The following is an 18841-nucleotide window of genomic DNA, read 5'->3' as shown; positions in this document are numbered from 1 at the left end:
CGCTGCCGGCCGATTGCGCGGGGCGGGCTCGGCGGCCGCGCTCTGGCTCAGGGCCAGGCCCGGCCGCATGGGCCTGCTTCGGGGCGCTGCGGCCGTGTTCGGGGTGGCGCTGCTCGGGGTGGCGCTGTTTGTCGGCTATTGCCTGATGACCCTGCCGAGCGAAGGCGGCATGGCGGCTGATCCCAGCCCGAGCGCCGTGTCCGTCGCCTCCAGCAGCGGCGAGGTCTTCGCGACCCGCGGGGTGGTCAAGGGCGAGAAACTCACCCCGGAGACCATCCCGGCTCCCCTGAAAGCCGCCATCGTGGCCATCGAGGACCGGCGCTTCTACAGCCACTTCGGAATCGACCTGCGCGGCCTTGCCCGGGCCGTGGTCCGCAACGCCGGCGGCGCCCGGGAAGGTGGAAGCACCATCACGCAGCAGCTCGCGCGGCTGACCTACCTGTCCCAGGAGCGCTCGCTGCGCCGCAAGGTCCAGGAGGCGGCGCTCGCGCTCTGGCTCGACGCCACCCTGTCCAAGGACGAGATCCTGGCCCGCTATCTCAACGCCGTCTATTTCGGGGCCAGCGCCTGGGGAGCGGACGCGGCCTCGCGGCGCTATTTCGGCAAGCCGGCCCGCGACCTCGATCTCGGCGAGGCCGCCATGCTGGCCGGGCTTGTGCGGTCTCCGTCCTCGCTCGCACCCAACAAGAACCTGGAAGGCGCCCGCGCCCGGGCCGAGCTGGTGCTCACCGCCGTGCTGGAGACGGGGGCCGCCACCCCCGAGCAGATCGACACGGCGCGCCGCAACCCCGTCTCGGTGTGGCGCCCGCCGGAGGTGCCGCCCGGCACCAACTATTATCTCGACATGGTCGAGGGCGAGGCGCGGCGGCTCGCGCCCGACCCCGCCCAGGACCTCGCCGTGACCGGCACGCTCGACCTCCGGCTGCAGGCGGCGGCCGAGCGGGCCGTCGAAAAGGTGCTGAAGGAGGAGGGCCGGGCCAAGAACGTCGAGCAGGCCGCCGTGATCGCCATGGCGCCGGATGGCGCCATCCTGGCCATGGTCGGCGGGCGCGATTACGCGGCCAGCCAGTTCAACCGCGCCGTCCAGGCGAAGCGCCAGGCCGGCTCGCTGTTCAAGCTCTTCGTCTACCTGGCGGCCCTCAAGGACGGCGCCACCCCCCAGACCGTGATGGTCGACCGGCCGATCCAGATCGCCGATTGGGAGCCGGAAAACTACGGCGGCCGCTACCGCGGCCCGGTGCTGCTGAGATCGGCCTTCGCCACCTCCATCAACACGGTGGCGGTCCAGCTCGCCGAAGCGGTCGGCATGCCGGCCGTGATCGCCACCGCGCGCGGTCTCGGGGTCAGCTCCGACCTGCCGGCCGTTCCGAGCCTGGCCCTCGGCTCGGCCGAGGTGACGCTGCTCGAGATGGTGCGGGCCTATGGGGCCGTCGCGGCCGGCCTGCCTCGGGTCGAGCCCTACCTCCTCCGCACCGTTTCGGCGGCCAACGGGGCCGTTACCCGCCACGAGCCGCCCGCCCCGGGGCAAGGCGACCCGGCCGTCCTGGCGGCCATGCGGGACATGCTGTTTGCCGTGGTCCAAGAGGGGACCGGCCGCACCGCGCGGCTCGGGACGACGCCCGTGGGCGGCAAGACCGGCACCACTCAGGAGAGCCGCGACGCCTGGTTCGTCGGCTTCACGCCCGAGATCACGATCGGGGTCTGGGTCGGCAATGACGACAACACGCCGACCAAGTCGGTGACCGGCGGCGACCTGCCGGCCAAGATTTGGCGCATGGTGGCCACGGAGGCGCAGCGCCTTGGCGCCCAGCGCGTCGCGGCCGCGACCCGGGCCCGTCCCCCCACGCCTGCCCCCGGAGGAGGGGCCGACACCCCGGCCGCGATCGGGCCGCCCGCCGCCATCCGGGGGCGGGCCTCCGTCCGGGATACCGGCACGCTCGAGGTCGAAGGCGTTCCGGTGCGGCTCTTCGGCGTCGAGGGCGTGGGCGGGCGTCCGGCCCGCGATTTCGCCCGCTACCTCCGGCGCCGTCCCGTCAGCTGCGAGGCGCAGGGCGAGGGCAAGTCCTACCGCTGCGCGCTCGACGGCTACGACCTGTCGCGGGTGGTCCTGTACAACGGCGGCGGCCGGGCCGGCCCGGACGCGGACGAGGATCTGCGCGAGGCGGAGCAGCAGGCGCAGGCGGCCGGGCTCGGGCTGTGGGCGCGTTGACCGGGCGGCGCTGAGCGGCCCGGCCTGGCTCGCATTTCAGGCCGACATCTCGGCCCGGGCGGGCGGTGTGCCGCCGGCCCTCACTCGGCGGCGTGAGCCAGGGACGGCTCGGGTGACCGGAAGCGCGCAAACAGCTCCGCCTCCTCCCGCTTCGCCGCCTCCAGGTGCCGCGCCTTGACGTGGCCGTAGCCCCGGATCTTCTCCGGGATGCTGGCGAGGCCGATGGCGGCGGCGTGGTTCTCCGCCGTGAGCCCGGCCAGGACCTCGTCCAGCATCGCCTCGTAGTCGCGGACGAGCTGGCGCTCGACCTTGCGCTCGTGGGTGTAGCCGAACAGGTCGAAGGCCGAGCCGCGCAGTCGCTTGGCCTTGGCCAGGTACTTGAACGCCGTGAGGATCCAGGGCCCGAAGGTCATCTTGCGGGGCACGCCCGTCTCCGGATCGCGCCGGGCGAGCAGCGGCGGCGCGAGATGGACCTCGTAGCGCAGGGCGCCCGGCTCGAACGTGGCCGCGACCTGCTTTTCGAAATGCCCGTTCGTGTACAGGCGGGCGACCTCGTACTCGTCCTTGTAGGCCATCAGCTTGAACAGCGAGCGGGCCACCGCCTCCATCAGCCCGCTGCCATTCGGGACCACCCGGGTCTCGGCCGCCCGCGCGCGGTCCACCTGGGCGCGGTAGCGCTCGGCATAGGCGGCATCCTGGTAGTCGGTCAGGAAGGCGACGCGCCGGGCGATCACCTCGTCCAGCGTCTCCGACAGGTCCTGGCTGTCCGCCCCGGCCCGATTGGCGGCCACGAGCCGGGCGACCTCGTCCGGCTGCACGGCGGCGCGGCGGCCCCATTCGAACGCGTCGAGGTTCATCTTCACGGCTTCGCCGTTCAGCTCGATCGCCTTGCGGATGGCGGCCCGTGACAGGGGCACGCGCCCGGTCTGCCAGGCATAGCCCAGCACGAACATGTTGGCCCCGATGGCATTTCCAAGCAGCGCCAGGGCGGTCGCGGTCGCGTCCACGAACGAGACGCCGGGGCCGTTATCCGTGCGGCCGCCCCCCGTCTGGGCGATCACCCGCTTCAGCCGCTCGGCCGGCAGCGAGTAATCCGCGTTGCGGGCGAAATCGCCCGGCATCACCTCGGCCGTGTTGACCACGAGCGCGGTCCGGCCCGCCGTCACGGCGCCCAGGACCTTCTTGCCCCCGGTCACGACGAGGTCGCAGCCGAGGATGAGGTCGGCCTGCCCGGCAGTGACCCGGATCGAGGTGATGTCATCCTGGTGGTTGGCGAGCCGGAGGTGGCTCAGCACCGCGCCGCCCTTCTGGGCGAGGCCGGCCATGTCGATCAGCCCGAGGCCCTTGCCCTCGAGATGCGCCGCCATGCCGAGGATGGCCCCGACCGTCACCACGCCCGTGCCGCCGACACCTGTGACGATCACGTTGAAGGTCTTCTCGATCGCCGGAACCATGGGTTCGGGCAGATCCGACGCGCCGGCCGCGGTGGCGACCGGCTCCGGCCGCCGCGGCTTGCCGCCATGCACCGTGACGAAGGAGGGGCAGAACCCCTTCACGCAGGAGAAGTCCTTGTTGCAATTCGACTGGTCGATCACCCGCTTGCGGCCGAACTCGGTTTCGAGCGGCTGCACGGCGACGCAGTTCGACTGCACGGAGCAATCGCCGCAGCCCTCGCAGACGAGGTCGTTGATGATGACGCGCTTGTCGGGATCGGGAAACGCGCCGCGCTTGCGGCGGCGGCGCTTCTCGGAGGCGCAGGTCTGGTCGTAGATCAGCACGGAGGTGCCCGGCACCTGGGCGAGCTCGCGCTGCACGGCGTCGAGCTCGTCCCGGTGGTGGATCGACAGGCCCGGCGGCCAGCGCGTCCCGGACGGGTACTTGTCCGGCTCGTCGGTGACGAGGCGGATCACCTCGACGCCCTCGGCGGAGACCTGGCGGGCGATCATGTCGACCGTCAGCGCGCCCTCGTGGGGCTGGCCGCCGGTCATGGCGACCGCGTCGTTGAACAGGATCTTGTAGGTGACGGTCGTCTTGGTATGCGCCGCCCAGCGCAGCGCCAGCGAGCCCGAATGGTTGTAGGTGCCGTCGCCCAGGTTCTGGAACACGTGGCCGCGTGTCGAGAACGGCGATTCGCCGATCCAGTTGGCGCCCTCGCCACCCATCTGGGTGTAGCCCTCGGTGGAGCGGTCCATCCACTGCGCCATGAAGTGGCAGCCGATGCCGGCATAGGCCCGGTGGCCTTCCGGCACCTTGGTGGACGAGTTGTGCGGACAGCCCGAGCAGAAGCCCGGCGTCCGGACCGCCACGTCGGAGGTCGCGGCCAGAATCGCCTGCGCCTCCTTGAGCCGGGCGAGCCGGCCGGCCAGATCGTCGTTGCGGTGGTACCGCAGCAGCCGCTCGCCGATCGCGATGGCGATCTCGTTGGTGTCGAGGGCGCCCTTCACGGGGAAGAGCCAGGCGCCGCTCTCGTTCTTCTTGCCGATCACCACGGGCTGGTTCGCCGTGCCGTAGAGCTCCTCGCGGACCTGGACCTCGATCAGCGAGCGCTTCTCCTCGACCACGATCACGAGGTCGAGCCCGCGCGCGAACTCGACCAGCTCCGATTGCGAGAGCGGCCAGGGGCAGGCGACCTTGTACAGGCGCAGCCCCATGTCGTTGGCCTTGACCTCGTCGAGGCCGAGCTCCTCCAGCGCCTCGCGAACGTCGAGATAGGACTTGCCGACCGTGATCACCCCGACCTTCGGATTGCGGCCGCCGGACAGGACGATGTGGTTCAGCCGGTTGGCCCGCACATAGGCCAGCATGGCGTCGCGCTTGAAATCGTGCAGCCGCGCTTCCTGCTCCAGGAAGGGGTCACGCACGCGGATGTTCAGCCCGCCCGGGGGCATCACGAAATCGGTCGGGATCTCGATCTTCACACGGTCGAGCGACCCGTCCACCGACGCGGTCGACTCGATGTTGTCCTTGACGCATTTCATGGCCGTCCAGGCACCGCAGAAGCGCGACAGGGCGAAGCCATGCAGCCCGTAATCCAGGATCTCCTGCACCCCGGCCGGGTTCAGGATCGGGCTCATCACGTCCACGAAGGCGAATTCGGACTGGTGCGCGACCGTGGAGGATTCGGCCGTGTGGTCGTCGCCCATCAGGGCCAGGACGCCGCCATATTGGGCGGTGCCGGCCTGGTTGGCGTGGCGGAACACGTCGCCGGTCCGGTCCACGCCCGGGCCCTTGCCGTACCAGACACCGAACACGCCGTCGTATTTGCCCTCGCCCCGGATGGCGGCCTGCTGCGCGCCCCAGAGCGCGGTCGCGGCCAGCTCCTCGTTCAGCCCGGGCTGAAACACGATGTGGGAGGCGGAGAGCTGCTTCTTGCTCTTGAACAGGTTGAGGTCGAGGCCGCCGATCGGCGAGCCCCGATAGCCGGATACGAGGCCCGCGGTGTTCAGCCCCGCCAAGCGGTCGCGTTCGCGCTGCATCAGCAGCAGGCGGACGATGGCCTGCGTGCCGGTGATGAAGACCCGGTCCCTGCTGAGGTCGTACTTGTCGTCGAGCGACACGGCGCCGAGCGGCAGGTCGGCGGAACCTGAGTGCGCCATGACCTTCTCCTCCTCGCCAGCCCCAGCCGGATGGGGTCCGGTCCGAGAATGGGTCAGCAATGCTGACATATGGGCCGGCGACGGTCAACGATAAGCTGGAACCGTTCGGATCAACGCGGGCCGGAGGGTTGCGTTCGGATCAGCGATCCCGAGCTGCGGGGGAGGCCGCGCTTTCGCCCCTTTCGGGCGCTCTGTAGGGCATCGCGAGGCACGCGCGCCTTCACCTTCTCTTAACCATGGCCGGCCAGCGTGAGGCCGGATCGGGATCCTCTCGTGCTGCGACGTCGTGCATTGGCCGCTCTTCTCGCGCTCGGATCCGCGCTGCCGTCCGGGCCGGCCGCAGCGCACCCGCATGTCTGGATCGAGGTGAGATCCGAACTGATGTTCAACGAGGCCGGCAAGGTGGCGGCGGTGCGCCACCACTGGACCTTCGATGAGGGCTATTCCACCGTCACCGTGCAGGGGCTCGATGCCAATGGGGACGGGCGCACGAGCGAGGAGGAGCTGAAGCAACTGGCCGAGACCAACGTCTCCGCCCTCGGCGAGTCCGGCTACTTCACCGTGCTCAAGGCCAACGGCGTCAAGCAGGCCATGGATGTCCCGCGCAACGCCGGGATGTCGTTTGAGAACGGCCGCCTGACGCTGCGGTTCGAGGTGCTGCTGAAGAGCCCGGCGGCCGGAAAGCTGCTCGGGCTCGAGGTCTACGACCCAACCTTCTTCGTGGATTTTCAGACTGCCGCGGCGGCCGACGCGGTTCGGCTGGACGGCGCCCCGGCGGGCTGTTCGCTGACGGTGAGTCGCCCCAAGCCGGTCCCCACCGAGGCCAACAAATCCTTGTCGGAGAGCTTTTTCCAGAATCTCTCGGCCTCCAGCAGCTTCGGTGCTTCCTTCGCGAGCCGGACGGTGGTGGCATGTCCGTAACGGCGCTTCGGCTCGGCCCGGCAAGTCCCTGGCCGCGCCTCCTCACGGCGGTCGCGGCAGTGCTTCTGGTCGGCGGCGCGACCCTGCTGATCGGCGCTTGGCTGGCCCCGGCCGCGCCACCACCGGCCCGAAGCCCCTTTGGAATGGGGATCCGCGAGGCGGCCCCGGCCGCCTCCGGTCTCGGCGGGCTGCTTCTCGCCTGGCAGGGCGCCTTCTTCGCCTCGCTCCGCTCAGCCCTGTCGGCGCTGCGCAGCGACGGGATCTCGGGGCTCGGCCTGCTGCTCGGAATCGGCTTCGCCTACGGCGTCTTCCACGCGGCCGGCCCCGGGCACGGCAAGGCCGTCATCGCGGCCTACATCGTGTCCAGCGAGCGGGCGCTGCTGCGCGGACTGGGCGTGAGCTTCGCGGCGGCGCTGATCCAGGCCGCCGTGGCGATCCTGCTCGTCACGGCCGTGTTTCTGATCCTGGGCGGGACCGCCGCGGCCATGAGCCGCACGGTGCAGGTGTCCGAGATCGGCGGCTTCGCCGTGGTGGTGATCCTGGGCCTCGTGCTGGTGTGGCGAAAGGCCGGCAAGGTCCTGGCCGCCGCCGGGCCCGACGTCCCGGCCGGAGCGGATCCGGATGGCTGCGCCTGCCACCCCGTGGCGCCCCCGTCAGACGGCTCCTGGACGGAGATGGCTGCGGTCGCGCTCGGGGCCGGGATCCGGCCCTGCGCCGGGGCCATCGTGGTTTTGACGCTGGCGGCCTCATGGGGCCTGTTCGCGGCGGGTGTCGCGGCGACGCTCGCCATGGCGCTCGGCACCGCGCTCACCACCGGGGCGCTGGCCGCGCTGGCGATCTACGCCAAGCGGCTCGCGCTGCGGCTCGCCTCTGGGCGTGGCCGCACCGGTGCCGTCCTGGGAGCCGCGGCCGAACTCGCGGCCGCCGCCCTGGTCCTGGTGATCGGGGCCGCGCTGCTTCTCGGCGTGTGGACCGGCGGAGCCTGATCCGCCGGGCCCGTCAGCGCCGGTAGTCGCGCCGGTACGCGCTGCGCCGGTAGGCGCCGCGGCGATAGGCGGAGCGGCCACGATAGCCGGAGCGCCGGTAGCTGCGTCGGCCGCTCAGGCCGAGCCCGCGCGAAATCTCGTTGCCGGCCCCGTAGCCGATCGCGCCGCCTGCCACGGCGCCCACAGGCCCGCCGACGACGGCGCCGGCGATGGCCCCGAGGCCCGTGTTGACGGCCCGGTCCTGAGCGCCGGCCGGGGCCGGCAGCAGCAGCAGGGCGGTAACGAGGGTTCCAGCCAGAGTGAGGGTGCGTCGCATGCTGTGGTCTCGGTGTGGGGAGAATGTCGCGTCCGGGATCGAACGCTCGCGGGCCCTCTCCGTTCCGCTTGGCGGCCCGGTTGCGGCGGCAGCGGTGCTTGTGCAGGCCCGTCCCGCCCCGTAAGCCGGAGCGGCCGAAGGCAGGACTGGCCGGATTGAGCGCGTTCGTTCCCCCGTTTCCGCCGCGCGCCGCGAAGCCGCTCTCGACCTTCCAGGTCATTCGCCGCGCCCGCCGCAATCTGCTCGAGATCTTCGGCGAGCGGGCCTTCGAGATTCAACTCTCGGTCACCCGCGTGCTGGCGCGCCGGATCTTCATCTGCAACGCGCCGGACCTGGTGCAATACGCCTTCTCGTCCCGGAACGCCGCGTTCGAGCGCAAGTCCCCCCAGATGCGCCATGCGCTCGAGCCGCTGCTCGGCGACGGCCTGTTCGTCTCGGACGGGGAAACGTGGCGGCGACGCCGCAAGCTCGTCGGCCCGGTGATCCACACCAACAAGATCGGGCTGTTCGCGCCGATCATGGTCGACACCATCCTGGAGGCGCGCGAGCGCTGGGCGGCGCTGCCGGAGGGCGCGGAGGTCGACGCCCTGTCGCAGATGGCCGAGCTCACGGCGGAAATCATCTGCCGCACGATCTTCGGCCGCCAGCTCGGGGCGTCGCATGCCCGCGAGGTCGTCGAGGGCTTCAGCGACTACCAGCGCCATGTCGGCCAGACCGACGCCCTCTCGCTGCTCGGCCTGCCGGACTGGCTGCCGCGCTGGCACGGGCCGGCCCTGCACCGCTCCAAGGCCCGCATCCACGCGGTGCTGGACGGCATCATCGCCGATTACCGCCGCCGCGGCGCCTCGGGCGAGACCTCGGTGATCGGCCACCTGCTGGATGCGCGCGACGCCGAGACGGGCGCGCCGCTGGCCGACGAGGCGCTGCGCAACGAGGCCGCCGTGATCTTCATGGCCGGGCACGAGACCACCGCGAACACGCTCGCCTGGGCCTGGTTTCTGCTGTCGCAGGCCCCCGACGTCGAGGCGAAGCTGCACGAGGAACTCGATTCGGTGCTCGGCGGCGAGGCCCCGTCGCTGCGCGACGTCGCCCGTCTGCCCTACACGCGCGCCGTGATCGAGGAGACGCTGCGGCTGTATCCGCCGGTGCCAATCCTGGCCCGGGAGGCGCTGGAGGACGAGACGATCCGGGGGCGGCCCGTGCCCAAGGGCTCGCTGGTGATGGTGGTGCCCTGGCTGCTGCACCGCCACAAGCAGCTCTGGGCCGAGCCCGACAATTTCACGCCCGAGCGCTTCCTGCCGGGCAGCCCCGAGCCGGTCTCGAAATTCGCCTATGTGCCGTTCTCCATCGGCCCCCGGATCTGCGCCGGGCTCTCCTTCGGCATGACCGAATCCATCCTGTCGCTGGCCACCCTGGCGCAGCGCTTCACCCTGCGGCTGAAACCCGGCCACGATGTTCAGCCCGTCTGCCGGCTGACACTGCGGCCCGGCGAGACGCTGCCCATGTTCGTCATGCCGCGCCGGCCGGCCGCAACCCCGGCGGGGCCGGCGGCCGGCCCCGAGGCGGCCGCGCCCGCCTGTCCGTTCGGGCATGCCTGAGCGGGGGCCGCCTGCCGGACCCACGAGTCCGCGGCTTTCGCCGAACAGGATGTTCACGCTTTCCGGGCTAGGCAGGCCGGACGCGTCCTGCGCCTGAGGGAATCTGTCCCATGTCGGCGGCCCTGTCCGAACCTCCTCCGGTTGCCGGCGAGCCCCGGCCTGCCGGCGCCGCGCGCCGCCCGTTGGCCGCTCTCGTGCGGGATCTCGGCTATTCGCCCGACTGGAACTGGTCCTGGAGCGCCTACAAGGACACGGTCACGGCGATCTCGGCCGAATACGGCCTGTCGCGCCACCTCGAGGTGGGGGGCGGCCGCGACCCGCTCTTCACCCCCGACGAGGCGCGCCGGCTCGGCCTCTCTGTCACGCTGAACGACATCTCGGCTGCGGAACTGGCCCTGGCGCCGGCGGCCTTCGCGAAGCTCCATTGCGACGTGGCCTCGCCGGACACGATGCGGGTCGTGACGCCCGGGAGCTACGACTTCGTCTATTCCCGCATGGTGATGGAGCATGTGCGGGACGCCCGTCAGCTCTGGCGCAACCAATACGAGATGCTGGCTCCGGGCGGCGTCGCGCTGGCCTTCGTGCCGACGCTGCATGCGCCCCCCTTCTGGCTCAACCGCATGGTGCCCGAGGCCGTCTCAAGCGCCATTGTCAGCCGGCTCTTTCCGGACCGGCATCAGGCCGGCGACAACCCGAAATTCCCGGCCTTCTACGACCATTGCTTCGGCGACCCGAACAAGGTGGTCCCGATGCTGGAGCAGGCGGGCTTTCGCGAGACCCTGCTGCTGCCGTTCTGGGGCTACAGCTACTTTTGGAAGATCCCCGTGCTGAAGCAGCTCGACGCCGCCTTCACCCGGCTGGCCCGGGCGCGCGACTGGCGCCTGGTCACGAGCTTCGCCTACATCCTGGCCGTGAAATAGGGGACCAGGCCGCCCCTCGACTTGCGGAAGCGGGGCGGTGGGGGCACGAGTGGCCCGTCCGGAGAGCGCCATGTCCCGCATCGTCTATGTCAACGGTTCGTTCGTGCCGTATGACGAGGCCCGTATCCCGATCATGGATCGGGGCTTCCTGTTCGCGGATGGAATCTACGAGGTTTCGGCCGTGATCGAGGGCCGGCTCGTCGACAACGAGGCGCATCTCGCCCGGCTCGAGCGCTCGCTCGGGGAGATCCGGATCCGCAATCCGCACAGCGCCGCGGAATGGACGCGGCTCGAGGAGGAGCTCGTCAGCCGCAACGCCCTGACCGAGGGGCTTGTCTACATGCAGGTGACGCGCGGCGTGGCCGAGCGCGATTTCGCCTTTCCGGCCGATGTCAGCCCGACTGTGGTGATGTTCACCCAGGAGAAGCGCATGACCGACGCGCCCGGCGCCGAGACCGGGGTCGCCGTGATCACGGTGCCGGACCTGCGCTGGGCCCGGCGCGACATCAAGTCGGTGGCGTTGCTGGCCCAGGTCCTGGCCAAGCAGGCGGCCGCCGAAGCCGGCGTCGCCGAGGCCTGGATGGTGGAGGACGGGCAGGTCACGGAAGGCGGCTCGTCCACGGCCTTCATCGTCACGCGTGACGGCTGCATCGTCACGCGACCCCTCTCGCACGCGATCCTGCCCGGCATCACGCGCCAGGCGCTGCTGCGCCTCGCCGAGGAGACCCAGCTCCGCATCGAGGAGCGGCCGTTCACCCCGGAGGAAGCCAAGGGCGCGGCCGAAGCCTTCCTGACCAGCGCCACGTCGCTCGTCATGCCGGTGGTCTCGATCGACGGCCGGGCGGTCGGGGAGGGGCGTCCCGGTCCCATCGCGCGCCGCCTGCGCGCGCTCTACCTTGAGGCCGCCCGCGGAACCCAGCCCGCGGCCTGACCGGAACCCTGCCGGCGCCCCGCCTGTTATCCGCTCAGAACAAGGGCGAGGGTTGGGCCATGGAACGCGGAATGATCTGGCGGACGGCGATCGTCGCTGCCGCCTGCGGAATGATCGCGGCTTCCGCGGCGGCGCAAATGCCGGTCCAGCCTCAGCCGCGGGACCCGAACATGCCCGCGCCGCACAACACGGTTCCGGAGAAGATGGAGCCCCAGGCCGGAGACACGACGGGCTCGACCGGAACGCTCAGCGACCGGCTCGAAAAGAGCGACGGCGTGATCAAGCCGCCCGTGACCGGGTCCGGGATGGTCCTGACGCCGACCAATCCGGGCACGACGCCGGTGATTCCGCCGGCCGGCACGCCGGGCAGCGCGCGGCCGAACGCCGACCCCAAATAGCTCAGACGGACCGGATCGCTCCGCCGTCCACCCGGATGGCGGAGCCCGTGACGTAGCTCGCCCGGGCCGAGGCCAGAAAGCAGGCGACGTCGGCGAATTCCCGCACGTCGCCATAGCGGCCGGCCGGGATCGCGGCCCGGGCCGCCTCGGCGACCTGCTCCACGGTCTTGCCGGCCCGCTTGGCGTTGGCGGCGTCGAGTTCCCCCGTGCGGTCGGTCTCGATGCGGCCGGGCAGGATCATGTTCACGGTGACGCCGTCCTTGGCGACCTCGCCGGACAGGGTCTTGGCCCAGCCCAGGATCGACGATCTGAGGGCGTTGGACATGACGAGGTTCGGGATCGGCTGGACGATCCCGGACGAGGCTACGACCAGGATGCGGCCGAACCCGGCCTTCTGCATGCCGGGCAGCACCAGCGACGCCAGCCGGAACACCGGAACCACCATGGCCTCGAATTGCGGGGTCCAGCTGTCGGGCTCCACCGACAGCGCCGTCCCGGCCGGCGGGCCGCCCGTATTCGCGACCAGGATGTCGATGCCGCCAAGGGCCGCGACGGCCGCTTCGTGAATGGCGGTGACGCCGGTCTTCAGGTCCGCGGCCATGAACTTGGCCTGGCCCCGCCCGCGGGCGTTGATGGCCTCGGCGGCGGCCTTGAGCTTGTCCTCGCTCCGCGCCGTCATGAACACGCGGGCGCCTTCCGCGGCGAGTGCTTCTGCGATGCCGCGGCCGAGGCCGCGGCTCGAGGACAGGACAAGGGCGCGCTTGCCGTCGAGGCCGAGATCCATGGGTGCCACGTCTCCGATGAGGCGGCCCGCTTAGCCCCTGCGCTGCGGCTGGGCAATCGGCCCGGCGGCGCTTCCGGGCTGCTCCCCGCCCGCGACGGGCACAGAGGGAGGCCCCGCCGGCCCGGCCAGGATCAGATCAGCGACAGCGTCCATGCGGCGGCGAAGTTCGGCCGGGGCGAGCCCCGCGCCGGCCGGATCCGCGATCTCGCGCTCCAGCGCGGCGACCTCGCGGGTGATGGCCGCCTCGTCCGGCGGTCCCGAGGCGGTCAGAACGGGTTCCAGGTTGGGCTCGGGCTGAACTTCAAATAGCCGAGCGACACGCCCAGCCGCACGCCGACGCCGGACCGGATGGGCACCACCACCATGTTGTCGCGGGTGGCCGCGCTGAGGCCGAAACCCGCAATGAAATAGGCGGAGCCGTCGATTTCGAGGAACCGCTCGTACATCGCCTCGATGGCCGGGAGATTGTAGATCAGCATCATCTGGCGGGCGCCTTCGCCGCCGATGTCGAAGCCCAGCGACGGGCCCTGCCAATAGATGCGCTGGCCGCGGTTGCGGCGGGTATAGATGGACCCCTCGCCGTAGCGGAGGCCGCCGAAAAGCGCGCCCGACGCTTCCTGGCCCAAGATGTAGCCGTTGGGCTCGCCCCAGCGCCGGGTCGCCTCTTCGAGCGTGAGCGCGAGGCCGCGGGACACGTTGCCGAAGAAGCCGTGGCCCGAATCGACGAGTTCGCGGGTGGAGAACGTTTCCCGTTCGCCGGGCCGCGGAGCCCGGGCGACGACGGGGCTCGCCCCGAGCCCAGCCATGGTTCCAAGGAGCATGGTCGACAAGCTGCGCCGCGTGATCATGCGCGTCTCCTTCACAATGGGGCCTTCCGGTCCGACCGGGCGCGCCGAGGGCGCGGGACGTCGGTGGCCGCCGTTTACGTCCTGTTCGGGGGAGGTCATGTAGAGAAGCCGTCCCGACGTCAGGCTAAGGCTCGCATCCTTAAAGATGTCCTTATTCAGGATCTCAGCGGCCGCGCTGCTGCTTGGCTTCGCCACCCCGGCCCTCGCCGGCCGCCTGCCGGTCGTTCTCGGCGCGACCGAGGTGTTCGCCTCCGACGCCCTGTCGGGCGTCGCCCTCTCGGGCTTCGATCCAGTCGCCTACGTGATCGAGGGCCAGCCCGTGCCGGGTCTCGCCCAGCACGAGGCCGTCTTCGCCGGACTGGCCTGGCGGTTCAGCTCCGCGGCGAACCGCGCGGCCTTCCTGCGCCGGCCGGAAGCTTTCCTGCCCCGCGCCGGCGGCTATGACGCGCTTGCGGCGGCGGCGGGCCGGCTGGTCACCCCCGACCCCTTCCTGTTCGCAATCCGGCAGGGTCGGCTGTACTTTTTCCGCACCGCCGAAAACCGCCGCCGGTTCCTCGACGACGAGGGCGCGGCCGGCGCCGCCGAGCGCGGCTGGAACCGGGTCAGGGCAAGACTCGTCCAGAGCTGACTCAGCCCAGCGGCAGCGCGACCTCCGCGACCCGGCTTGGATCGCCGAGCGCCACGAAGGCCGTGTTGCGGTAGCCTCGCTCGGCGCGGCCATAGCGCAGTGCCCGGCCGTCCGGGCCGGTTACCGAGCCACCGGCGCGGGTGAGCACGTGGTCGCCGGCGGCCGTGTCCCATTCCATGGTCGGCCCGCAGCGGACGTAGATGTCGGCCTCCCCGGACGCGATCAGGCAGAACTTCGCGGCCGAGGACACGGCGACGCTGCGGGCCACCGGGAGCCGGGCCAGGCAGCGCTCCGTCTCGGGGTCCCCGTGGCGGCGCGAGCCGAGGGCGACCCAGCCGTCCGGAGCGGGATCGCGCACCCGCACCTCGCGCCAGGGTCCTGGTGTGCCGTCGGCCTCGAGCGGGGCCGCGACAGCTCGGGTTCCAGCCGCCCAGACGCGTCCGAGGGTCGGCACAGCGACCGCGGCCGCGAGCGGACGCCCGTCCGCCACCACGGCGATGTTCACGGAATACTCGCCGGCGCCCGACAGGTAGTCGCGGGTGCCGTCCAGCGGATCGACCAAGAAGAACAATCCGGAGGCCGCGAGGCTCGCGCTGCCCTCCTCGGCCACCACCGGGATATCCGGGAAGGCAACCGCGAGCCGGTCCAGGATCAGACGTTCGGAGGCGAGATCGGCCGCGGTCGAGGGCGTCCCGTCCGGCTTCAGGACGGCGCCGGCCTTCCTGTCCGCGATCTGTGCCAGGAGCAGCCCGGCTTCCGCCGCGATGGCGGCCAGGATCGCGGCCGCGCGGTCCGGGTCGGCGAGGTGCGGCCGGCCCCGGCTCATCGGCGCGTCCACCCGCGCCCCTTCTCAATCGTCGGCGCCGCCGTTATCGGAACAGCTCCGCCCGGCCGATTCGACGGCCCCTTTGCCTCTCGCTGGAGCCGGTCCATGCCCGCCGTCACGCTGGAACCTCTCGACCTCGCCGCGCTCGTCTGCTCGCGCGTGTGCCACGACGTCATCAGCCCGGTCGGGGCGATCGTCAACGGCCTCGAGGTGCTGGAAGAGGAGGGTGACGCCTCCATGCAGGAATTCGCGCTCGATCTGATCCGAAAGAGCGCACGCCAGGCATCCGCCCGGCTCCAATTCGCCCGGCTCGCCTTCGGGGCCGCCGGCTCGGCCGGGGCCGCGATCGACCTCGGCGACGCCGAGGCCGTGGCCAAGGGCATGTACGGCGACGACAAGGTTGCGCTGACCTGGACTGCGCCGCGCGCCCTTCTGCCCAAGAATCGGGTGAAGCTCCTGCTCAACCTCGTCGTGCTGGCCATTGCGGCCATTCCGCGGGGCGGCGCCCTCGACGTGACCGTGGACGGGGACGACGATGCCTCGACCTTCACGCTCGTCGCCAAGGGCATGAACGCCCGCATCCCGCCGCATGCGGAAGCGCTTCTGGCCGGGGATCCCGAGGGCGGCAGCATCACGGCCCACGAGATCCAGCCCTATTACACGGGGCTGGTCGCCCGGGAGGCCGGAATGACCGTCGCGCTCGCCATCGAGAACGACGCCGTGACGATCCGAGCCCGGGCCGCCTGACCGGGCCTAGCGGCCGCCCCGGTCCGATCATTCGGCAAGGATCCTTCAACCGAACGTAAACGCTCGGGCCTGCAAGGTCCCCGCGGACTCGCCGGTGAGTTCGAACGGGCGCGCTGATCGTCATGGACGATCTCTTGCGGGAATTCCTCACGGAAACCGCTGAACATCTCGACACCGTGGACCAGGAACTGGTCCGGTTCGAGCAGAATCCGCGCGACGATGCGATCCTGCGCAACGTCTTCCGGCTGGTTCACACCATCAAGGGCACCTGCGGCTTTCTCGGCCTGCCGCGGCTCGAGGCGCTGGCGCATGCGGCCGAGAGCCTGATGGGCCGGCTCCAGGACGGGATGCCGGTGACGAGCGAAGCCGTGACGCTGATCCTGGCCACGGTGGATCGCATCAAGCTGATCCTGGCCGAGCTCGACCGCGCGGCGGCGGAGCCGGCAGGGTCGGACGGCGAGATCATCGCGGAGCTGGAACGGGCCGCGGGCCTGCAGCAGGACGAGCGCGGCGCCCGGCCGGTTTCGGCCGAAGAGTTGGACCGCGCCTTCCGGGCCGCGTCCGGCCCCGGGGAGAGCCCCGTTGCGCCTCTTGCGGCGGACCTCCCGGCCCCCCTCGGACAGGACGAAGGCGCGAGCAGCCGCGTGCAGACCATCCGGGTGGCGGTGGACACCATCGAACACCTGATGACCATGGTGTCGGAGCTGGTCCTCACCCGCAACCAGCTCCTCGACATCTCCCGGCGGAGCGAAGGCGACGCCGCCTTCAAGGCTCCGCTGCAACGCCTCTCGCATGTCACGGCCGAGCTGCAGGACGGGATCATGAAGACCCGGATGCAGCCGATCGGCTCTGCCTGGGCCAAGCTCCCCCGCATCGTGCGCGACCTCGCGCCCGAACTCGGCAAGCGGGTCGAACTCGTCATGTCGGGGGCCGGGACCGAGCTCGACCGCCAGGTGCTCGAACTCGTCCGCGACCCGCTGACCCACATGGTTCGGAACGCGGTCGATCACGGCATCGAGACTCCGGAGCTGCGTCTCGCCCAGGGCAAGCCGCAGCAGGGCACGATCCGCCTCAGCGCCGTCCAGGAGGGCGGCTCGATCACCATCGAGATCGCCGATGACGGAGGTGGGCTGGACCACGCCGCCATCGCGCAGCGCGCCTCCGATCTCGGCCTGCTGGCGGGCCAGGACGTCGAGCGGATGAGCGAGGAGCAGATCGCCAAGCTCATCTTCCACCCGGGCTTCTCGACCGCCGCCAAGGTCAGCGCCGTGTCCGGCCGCGGGGTCGGCATGGACGTCGTGAACAGCAACATCGCGGCCCTGGGCGGCACCGTCGAGATCGCGTCCGAGGCCGGGCGAGGCTCCCGCTTCACGATCAAGATCCCGCTCACGCTGGCCATCCTGGCATCGCTGATCGTGGAGGCGGGCGGGCAGCGTTTCGCGCTGCCGCAGACCGCCGTGCTGGAGCTGGTGCATGTGAAGACCGGCTCCGAGTCCGCGATCGAGCGGCTGCACGGTGCGGCGCTCCTGCGCCTGCGCGGCGAACTCCTGCCGGTGGTCGAATTGTCGGGGCTGCTCGGGCTCGCGGCCGATGGGGCCGCTGAGCGGGGCGACTTCGTGGTGGTGCTTCAGGTCGGCCGCAAGCGCTTCGGGCTGTTGGTCGCCAACGTGCTCGAGACGGAGGAGATCGTCGTCAAGCCGATGTCGTCCCGGCTCCGGCATCTCTCGGCCTTCTCGGGCACCACCATCCTGGGCGACGGGGCCATTGTCCTGATCATCGACCCGGGCGGCGCCGCGCAATTGGCGGGCGCTGCCCTGAATCGCGGGCCGGCCGAGCTGCCGTCCGCCGACGAGGCGCTGGCGGAGGCCGCCGAACGGGTCACCCTGCTGGTGTTCCGGGGGCGCCATCGCGTGCTGAAGGCCCTGCCGCTCTCGGCGGTGACCCGCCTCGAGGAGGTCGATGCGGCTACCATTCAGGAGGTGGGCGGCAGCCCGACCCTGTCCTATCGCGGGCGTCTCATGCCCGTGGTGCCCATCGACGGCCCGGACGGGCTGAAGCGGGAGGGGTCCCAGCCCTTGATCGTCATCGAGGAAGGCGGACGCCACCTCGCCCTCGCCGTCCACGAGATCGTCGATGTGGTGGATGCCGAGCTCGACATCGACCCGGTCCCGGGCCGTTCCGACCTCGTCGGCCGCGCGCTGGTGCGCGGCGTCGCCACCGAGATCGTCGACATCGGCCATTACGTTCCCCGGCTCGGCGGTCACCGGGCCGCAGGCCAGGACCGGCGCTCCCTGGTCCTGGTGGACGACAGCGCGTTCTTCAGGGACATGCTGGTTCCGGTCCTGAAGGCGGCCGGCTTCTCGGTCCGGACAGCGGACAGCGCGGCCGCCGCGAGGCGCTGCCTGGCCCGGAGCCCTGCCGACGCTCTCGTGGTCGATCTCGACCTTCCAGACCGGAACGGGCTCGACCTGGTGGACGAACTGCGCCGGGAGCCGGGCCTGCGGCTGCCCCAGGTCGTCCTGCTGGCCTCCTCGGCCGGGCCCGAGATGCTGGAACGCGCGGCGCGCCTGGGCATCCACGATGTGGTGTCCAAATTCGACCGCAGCGGGCTCCTGGCGGCCCTGGCCGAATTCGAAACTGCCTGGGACGCCGCGGCATGACGGCTCCCGACGCCACCGCCGACCCGCCCGCGGCCCTGGCCACGTATGCGACCGTCGAGATCGGCGACCAGCTCTTCGGCATTCCGATCGAGCACGTGCTCGACGTGTTCGTGGTGACGTGCCTGACGCGCGTGCCGCTGGCCCCGCCGGAGATCGCGGGTCTGGTCAATCTCCGGGGGCGCGTTCTGACCATGCTGGACATGCGGCAGCGCCTCGGCCTCCCGGCCCGGCCCGATCAGGCCCGCAGGCTCGCCGTCGGTATCGAGCACCGGGGCGAGTCCTTCGGGCTGATCGTGGACGCCGTCGGCGATGTGATGCAGCTCGCCGCCGCCGATCTCGAACCCAATCCGGTCCATCTCGACCGTCGCTGGGCGCAGCTCAGCCGAGGCATCCATCCGCTCTCCCCGCGGCTTCTCGTCGTCATGGACGTCGAGGCCGCGCTTGCCCCCGACCGCGCGGCGCTGGCCGCCTGA

16 protein-coding genes are annotated in these 18841 nt (G+C 71.3%); 11 read left to right on the top strand and 5 right to left on the bottom strand.

What is annotated here, in order from left to right:
• Nucleotides 1-2209, top strand: a 2209-nt coding sequence (locus JWR86_RS07970; protein WP_299563294.1) for a PBP1A family penicillin-binding protein, incomplete at its 5' end; no start/stop codon positions are given.
• Between the two features lie 80 nt (nt 2210-2289).
• Here JWR86_RS07970 and JWR86_RS07965 read toward each other — a convergent pair.
• Entirely contained in the window at nt 2290-5805 is a 3516-nt protein-coding gene (locus JWR86_RS07965; protein WP_299563291.1) for an indolepyruvate ferredoxin oxidoreductase family protein, read from the bottom strand.
• A gap of 273 nt (nt 5806-6078) precedes the next feature.
• Between JWR86_RS07965 and JWR86_RS07960 the strand changes: the two genes are divergently transcribed.
• Entirely contained in the window at nt 6079-6726 is a 648-nt protein-coding gene (locus tag JWR86_RS07960) for a DUF1007 family protein (RefSeq protein ID WP_299563288.1), read from the top strand.
• A complete protein-coding gene (locus JWR86_RS07955) occupies nt 6717-7712 on the top strand; it encodes a nickel transporter (RefSeq protein WP_299563284.1) in 996 nt (331 codons plus the stop codon). The genes JWR86_RS07960 and JWR86_RS07955 overlap by 10 nt, the downstream gene beginning before the upstream one ends.
• A gap of 13 nt (nt 7713-7725) precedes the next feature.
• On the opposite strand, the gene JWR86_RS07950 is transcribed toward JWR86_RS07955, so the two are convergent.
• Nucleotides 7726-8028, bottom strand: coding sequence for a hypothetical protein (locus tag JWR86_RS07950; protein ID WP_299563281.1), 303 nt, complete (start codon nt 8026-8028; stop codon nt 7726-7728).
• Between the two features lie 155 nt (nt 8029-8183).
• On the opposite strand from JWR86_RS07950, the gene JWR86_RS07945 reads away from it, so the two are divergent.
• The 4 genes from JWR86_RS07945 (at nt 8184) to JWR86_RS07930 (ending at nt 11875) form a co-directional block, all read left to right on the top strand.
• Complete coding sequence (locus JWR86_RS07945; RefSeq protein ID WP_299563278.1) at nt 8184-9626, top strand: cytochrome P450; 1443 nt, start codon at nt 8184-8186, stop codon at nt 9624-9626.
• Between the two features lie 182 nt (nt 9627-9808).
• Nucleotides 9809-10546: a methyltransferase domain-containing protein gene (locus JWR86_RS07940; protein ID WP_299563275.1), complete on the top strand. Its 738-nt coding sequence runs from the start codon at nt 9809-9811 to the stop codon at nt 10544-10546.
• A gap of 70 nt (nt 10547-10616) precedes the next feature.
• Nucleotides 10617-11477 (top strand): D-amino-acid transaminase, encoded by an 861-nt coding sequence (locus JWR86_RS07935; RefSeq protein ID WP_299563272.1) that lies wholly within the window; start codon nt 10617-10619, stop codon nt 11475-11477.
• 170 nt (nt 11478-11647) lie between these two features.
• Nucleotides 11648-11875, top strand: a complete 228-nt coding sequence (locus JWR86_RS07930; RefSeq protein ID WP_299563269.1) for a hypothetical protein — start codon at nt 11648-11650, stop codon at nt 11873-11875.
• 1 nt (nt 11876) lies between these two features.
• On the opposite strand, the gene JWR86_RS07925 is transcribed toward JWR86_RS07930, so the two are convergent.
• Both JWR86_RS07925 and JWR86_RS07920 read right to left on the bottom strand, forming a co-directional pair.
• Nucleotides 11877-12659 carry an SDR family oxidoreductase gene (locus tag JWR86_RS07925; RefSeq protein ID WP_299563267.1) on the bottom strand — a complete coding sequence of 261 codons (783 nt, stop codon included), beginning with the start codon at nt 12657-12659 and terminating at the stop codon, nt 11877-11879.
• A 266-nt stretch (nt 12660-12925) separates the two neighbouring features.
• Entirely contained in the window at nt 12926-13465 is a 540-nt protein-coding gene (locus JWR86_RS07920; RefSeq protein WP_299563306.1) for a DUF1134 domain-containing protein, read from the bottom strand.
• A gap of 187 nt (nt 13466-13652) precedes the next feature.
• Between JWR86_RS07920 and JWR86_RS07915 the strand changes: the two genes are divergently transcribed.
• Nucleotides 13653-14135, top strand: coding sequence for a YHS domain-containing (seleno)protein (locus JWR86_RS07915; RefSeq protein WP_299563264.1), 483 nt, complete (start codon nt 13653-13655; stop codon nt 14133-14135).
• 1 nt (nt 14136) lies between these two features.
• On the opposite strand, the gene JWR86_RS07910 is transcribed toward JWR86_RS07915, so the two are convergent.
• A complete protein-coding gene (locus JWR86_RS07910) occupies nt 14137-14961 on the bottom strand; it encodes a 3'(2'),5'-bisphosphate nucleotidase CysQ (RefSeq protein WP_299563261.1) in 825 nt (274 codons plus the stop codon).
• A gap of 105 nt (nt 14962-15066) precedes the next feature.
• On the opposite strand from JWR86_RS07910, the gene chpT reads away from it, so the two are divergent.
• The 3 genes from chpT to JWR86_RS07895 all read left to right on the top strand — a co-directional run bounded on the left by chpT (nt 15067) and on the right by JWR86_RS07895 (nt 18841).
• Nucleotides 15067-15708 carry a histidine phosphotransferase ChpT gene (gene chpT, locus JWR86_RS07905; RefSeq protein WP_299563258.1) on the top strand — a complete coding sequence of 214 codons (642 nt, stop codon included), beginning with the start codon at nt 15067-15069 and terminating at the stop codon, nt 15706-15708.
• Nucleotides 15709-15830: 122 nt separating this feature from the next.
• Nucleotides 15831-18368 (top strand): hybrid sensor histidine kinase/response regulator, encoded by a 2538-nt coding sequence (locus JWR86_RS07900; RefSeq protein ID WP_299563255.1) that lies wholly within the window; start codon nt 15831-15833, stop codon nt 18366-18368.
• Nucleotides 18365-18841 (top strand): chemotaxis protein CheW, encoded by a 477-nt coding sequence (locus JWR86_RS07895; protein WP_299563252.1) that lies wholly within the window; start codon nt 18365-18367, stop codon nt 18839-18841. The genes JWR86_RS07900 and JWR86_RS07895 overlap by 4 nt, the downstream gene beginning before the upstream one ends.

Origin of the sequence: Enterovirga sp. (genome assembly GCF_028290205.1) — a bacterium.
GTDB lineage: Bacteria > Pseudomonadota > Alphaproteobacteria > Rhizobiales > Beijerinckiaceae > Enterovirga.
Note: the sequence above shows the minus strand (reverse complement) of the source record. Positions and strands in the feature narration are given on the sequence as shown.

Coding starts and splice junctions, on each gene's coding strand:
- JWR86_RS07965 (WP_299563291.1), bottom strand. CDS start 5,805: ATGGCGCACTCAGGTTCCGCCGACCTGCCGCTCGGCGCCGTGTCGCTC.
- JWR86_RS07955 (WP_299563284.1), top strand. CDS start 6,717: ATGTCCGTAACGGCGCTTCGGCTCGGCCCGGCAAGTCCCTGGCCGCGC.
- JWR86_RS07950 (WP_299563281.1), bottom strand. CDS start 8,028: ATGCGACGCACCCTCACTCTGGCTGGAACCCTCGTTACCGCCCTGCTG.
- JWR86_RS07935 (WP_299563272.1), top strand. CDS start 10,617: ATGTCCCGCATCGTCTATGTCAACGGTTCGTTCGTGCCGTATGACGAG.
- JWR86_RS07930 (WP_299563269.1), top strand. CDS start 11,648: ATGCCCGCGCCGCACAACACGGTTCCGGAGAAGATGGAGCCCCAGGCC.
- JWR86_RS07925 (WP_299563267.1), bottom strand. CDS start 12,659: ATGGATCTCGGCCTCGACGGCAAGCGCGCCCTTGTCCTGTCCTCGAGC.
- JWR86_RS07920 (WP_299563306.1), bottom strand. CDS start 13,465: ATGGCTGGGCTCGGGGCGAGCCCCGTCGTCGCCCGGGCTCCGCGGCCC.
- JWR86_RS07915 (WP_299563264.1), top strand. CDS start 13,653: ATGTCCTTATTCAGGATCTCAGCGGCCGCGCTGCTGCTTGGCTTCGCC.
- JWR86_RS07910 (WP_299563261.1), bottom strand. CDS start 14,961: ATGAGCCGGGGCCGGCCGCACCTCGCCGACCCGGACCGCGCGGCCGCG.
- chpT (WP_299563258.1), top strand. CDS start 15,067: ATGCCCGCCGTCACGCTGGAACCTCTCGACCTCGCCGCGCTCGTCTGC.
- JWR86_RS07900 (WP_299563255.1), top strand. CDS start 15,831: ATGGACGATCTCTTGCGGGAATTCCTCACGGAAACCGCTGAACATCTC.
- JWR86_RS07895 (WP_299563252.1), top strand. CDS start 18,365: ATGACGGCTCCCGACGCCACCGCCGACCCGCCCGCGGCCCTGGCCACG.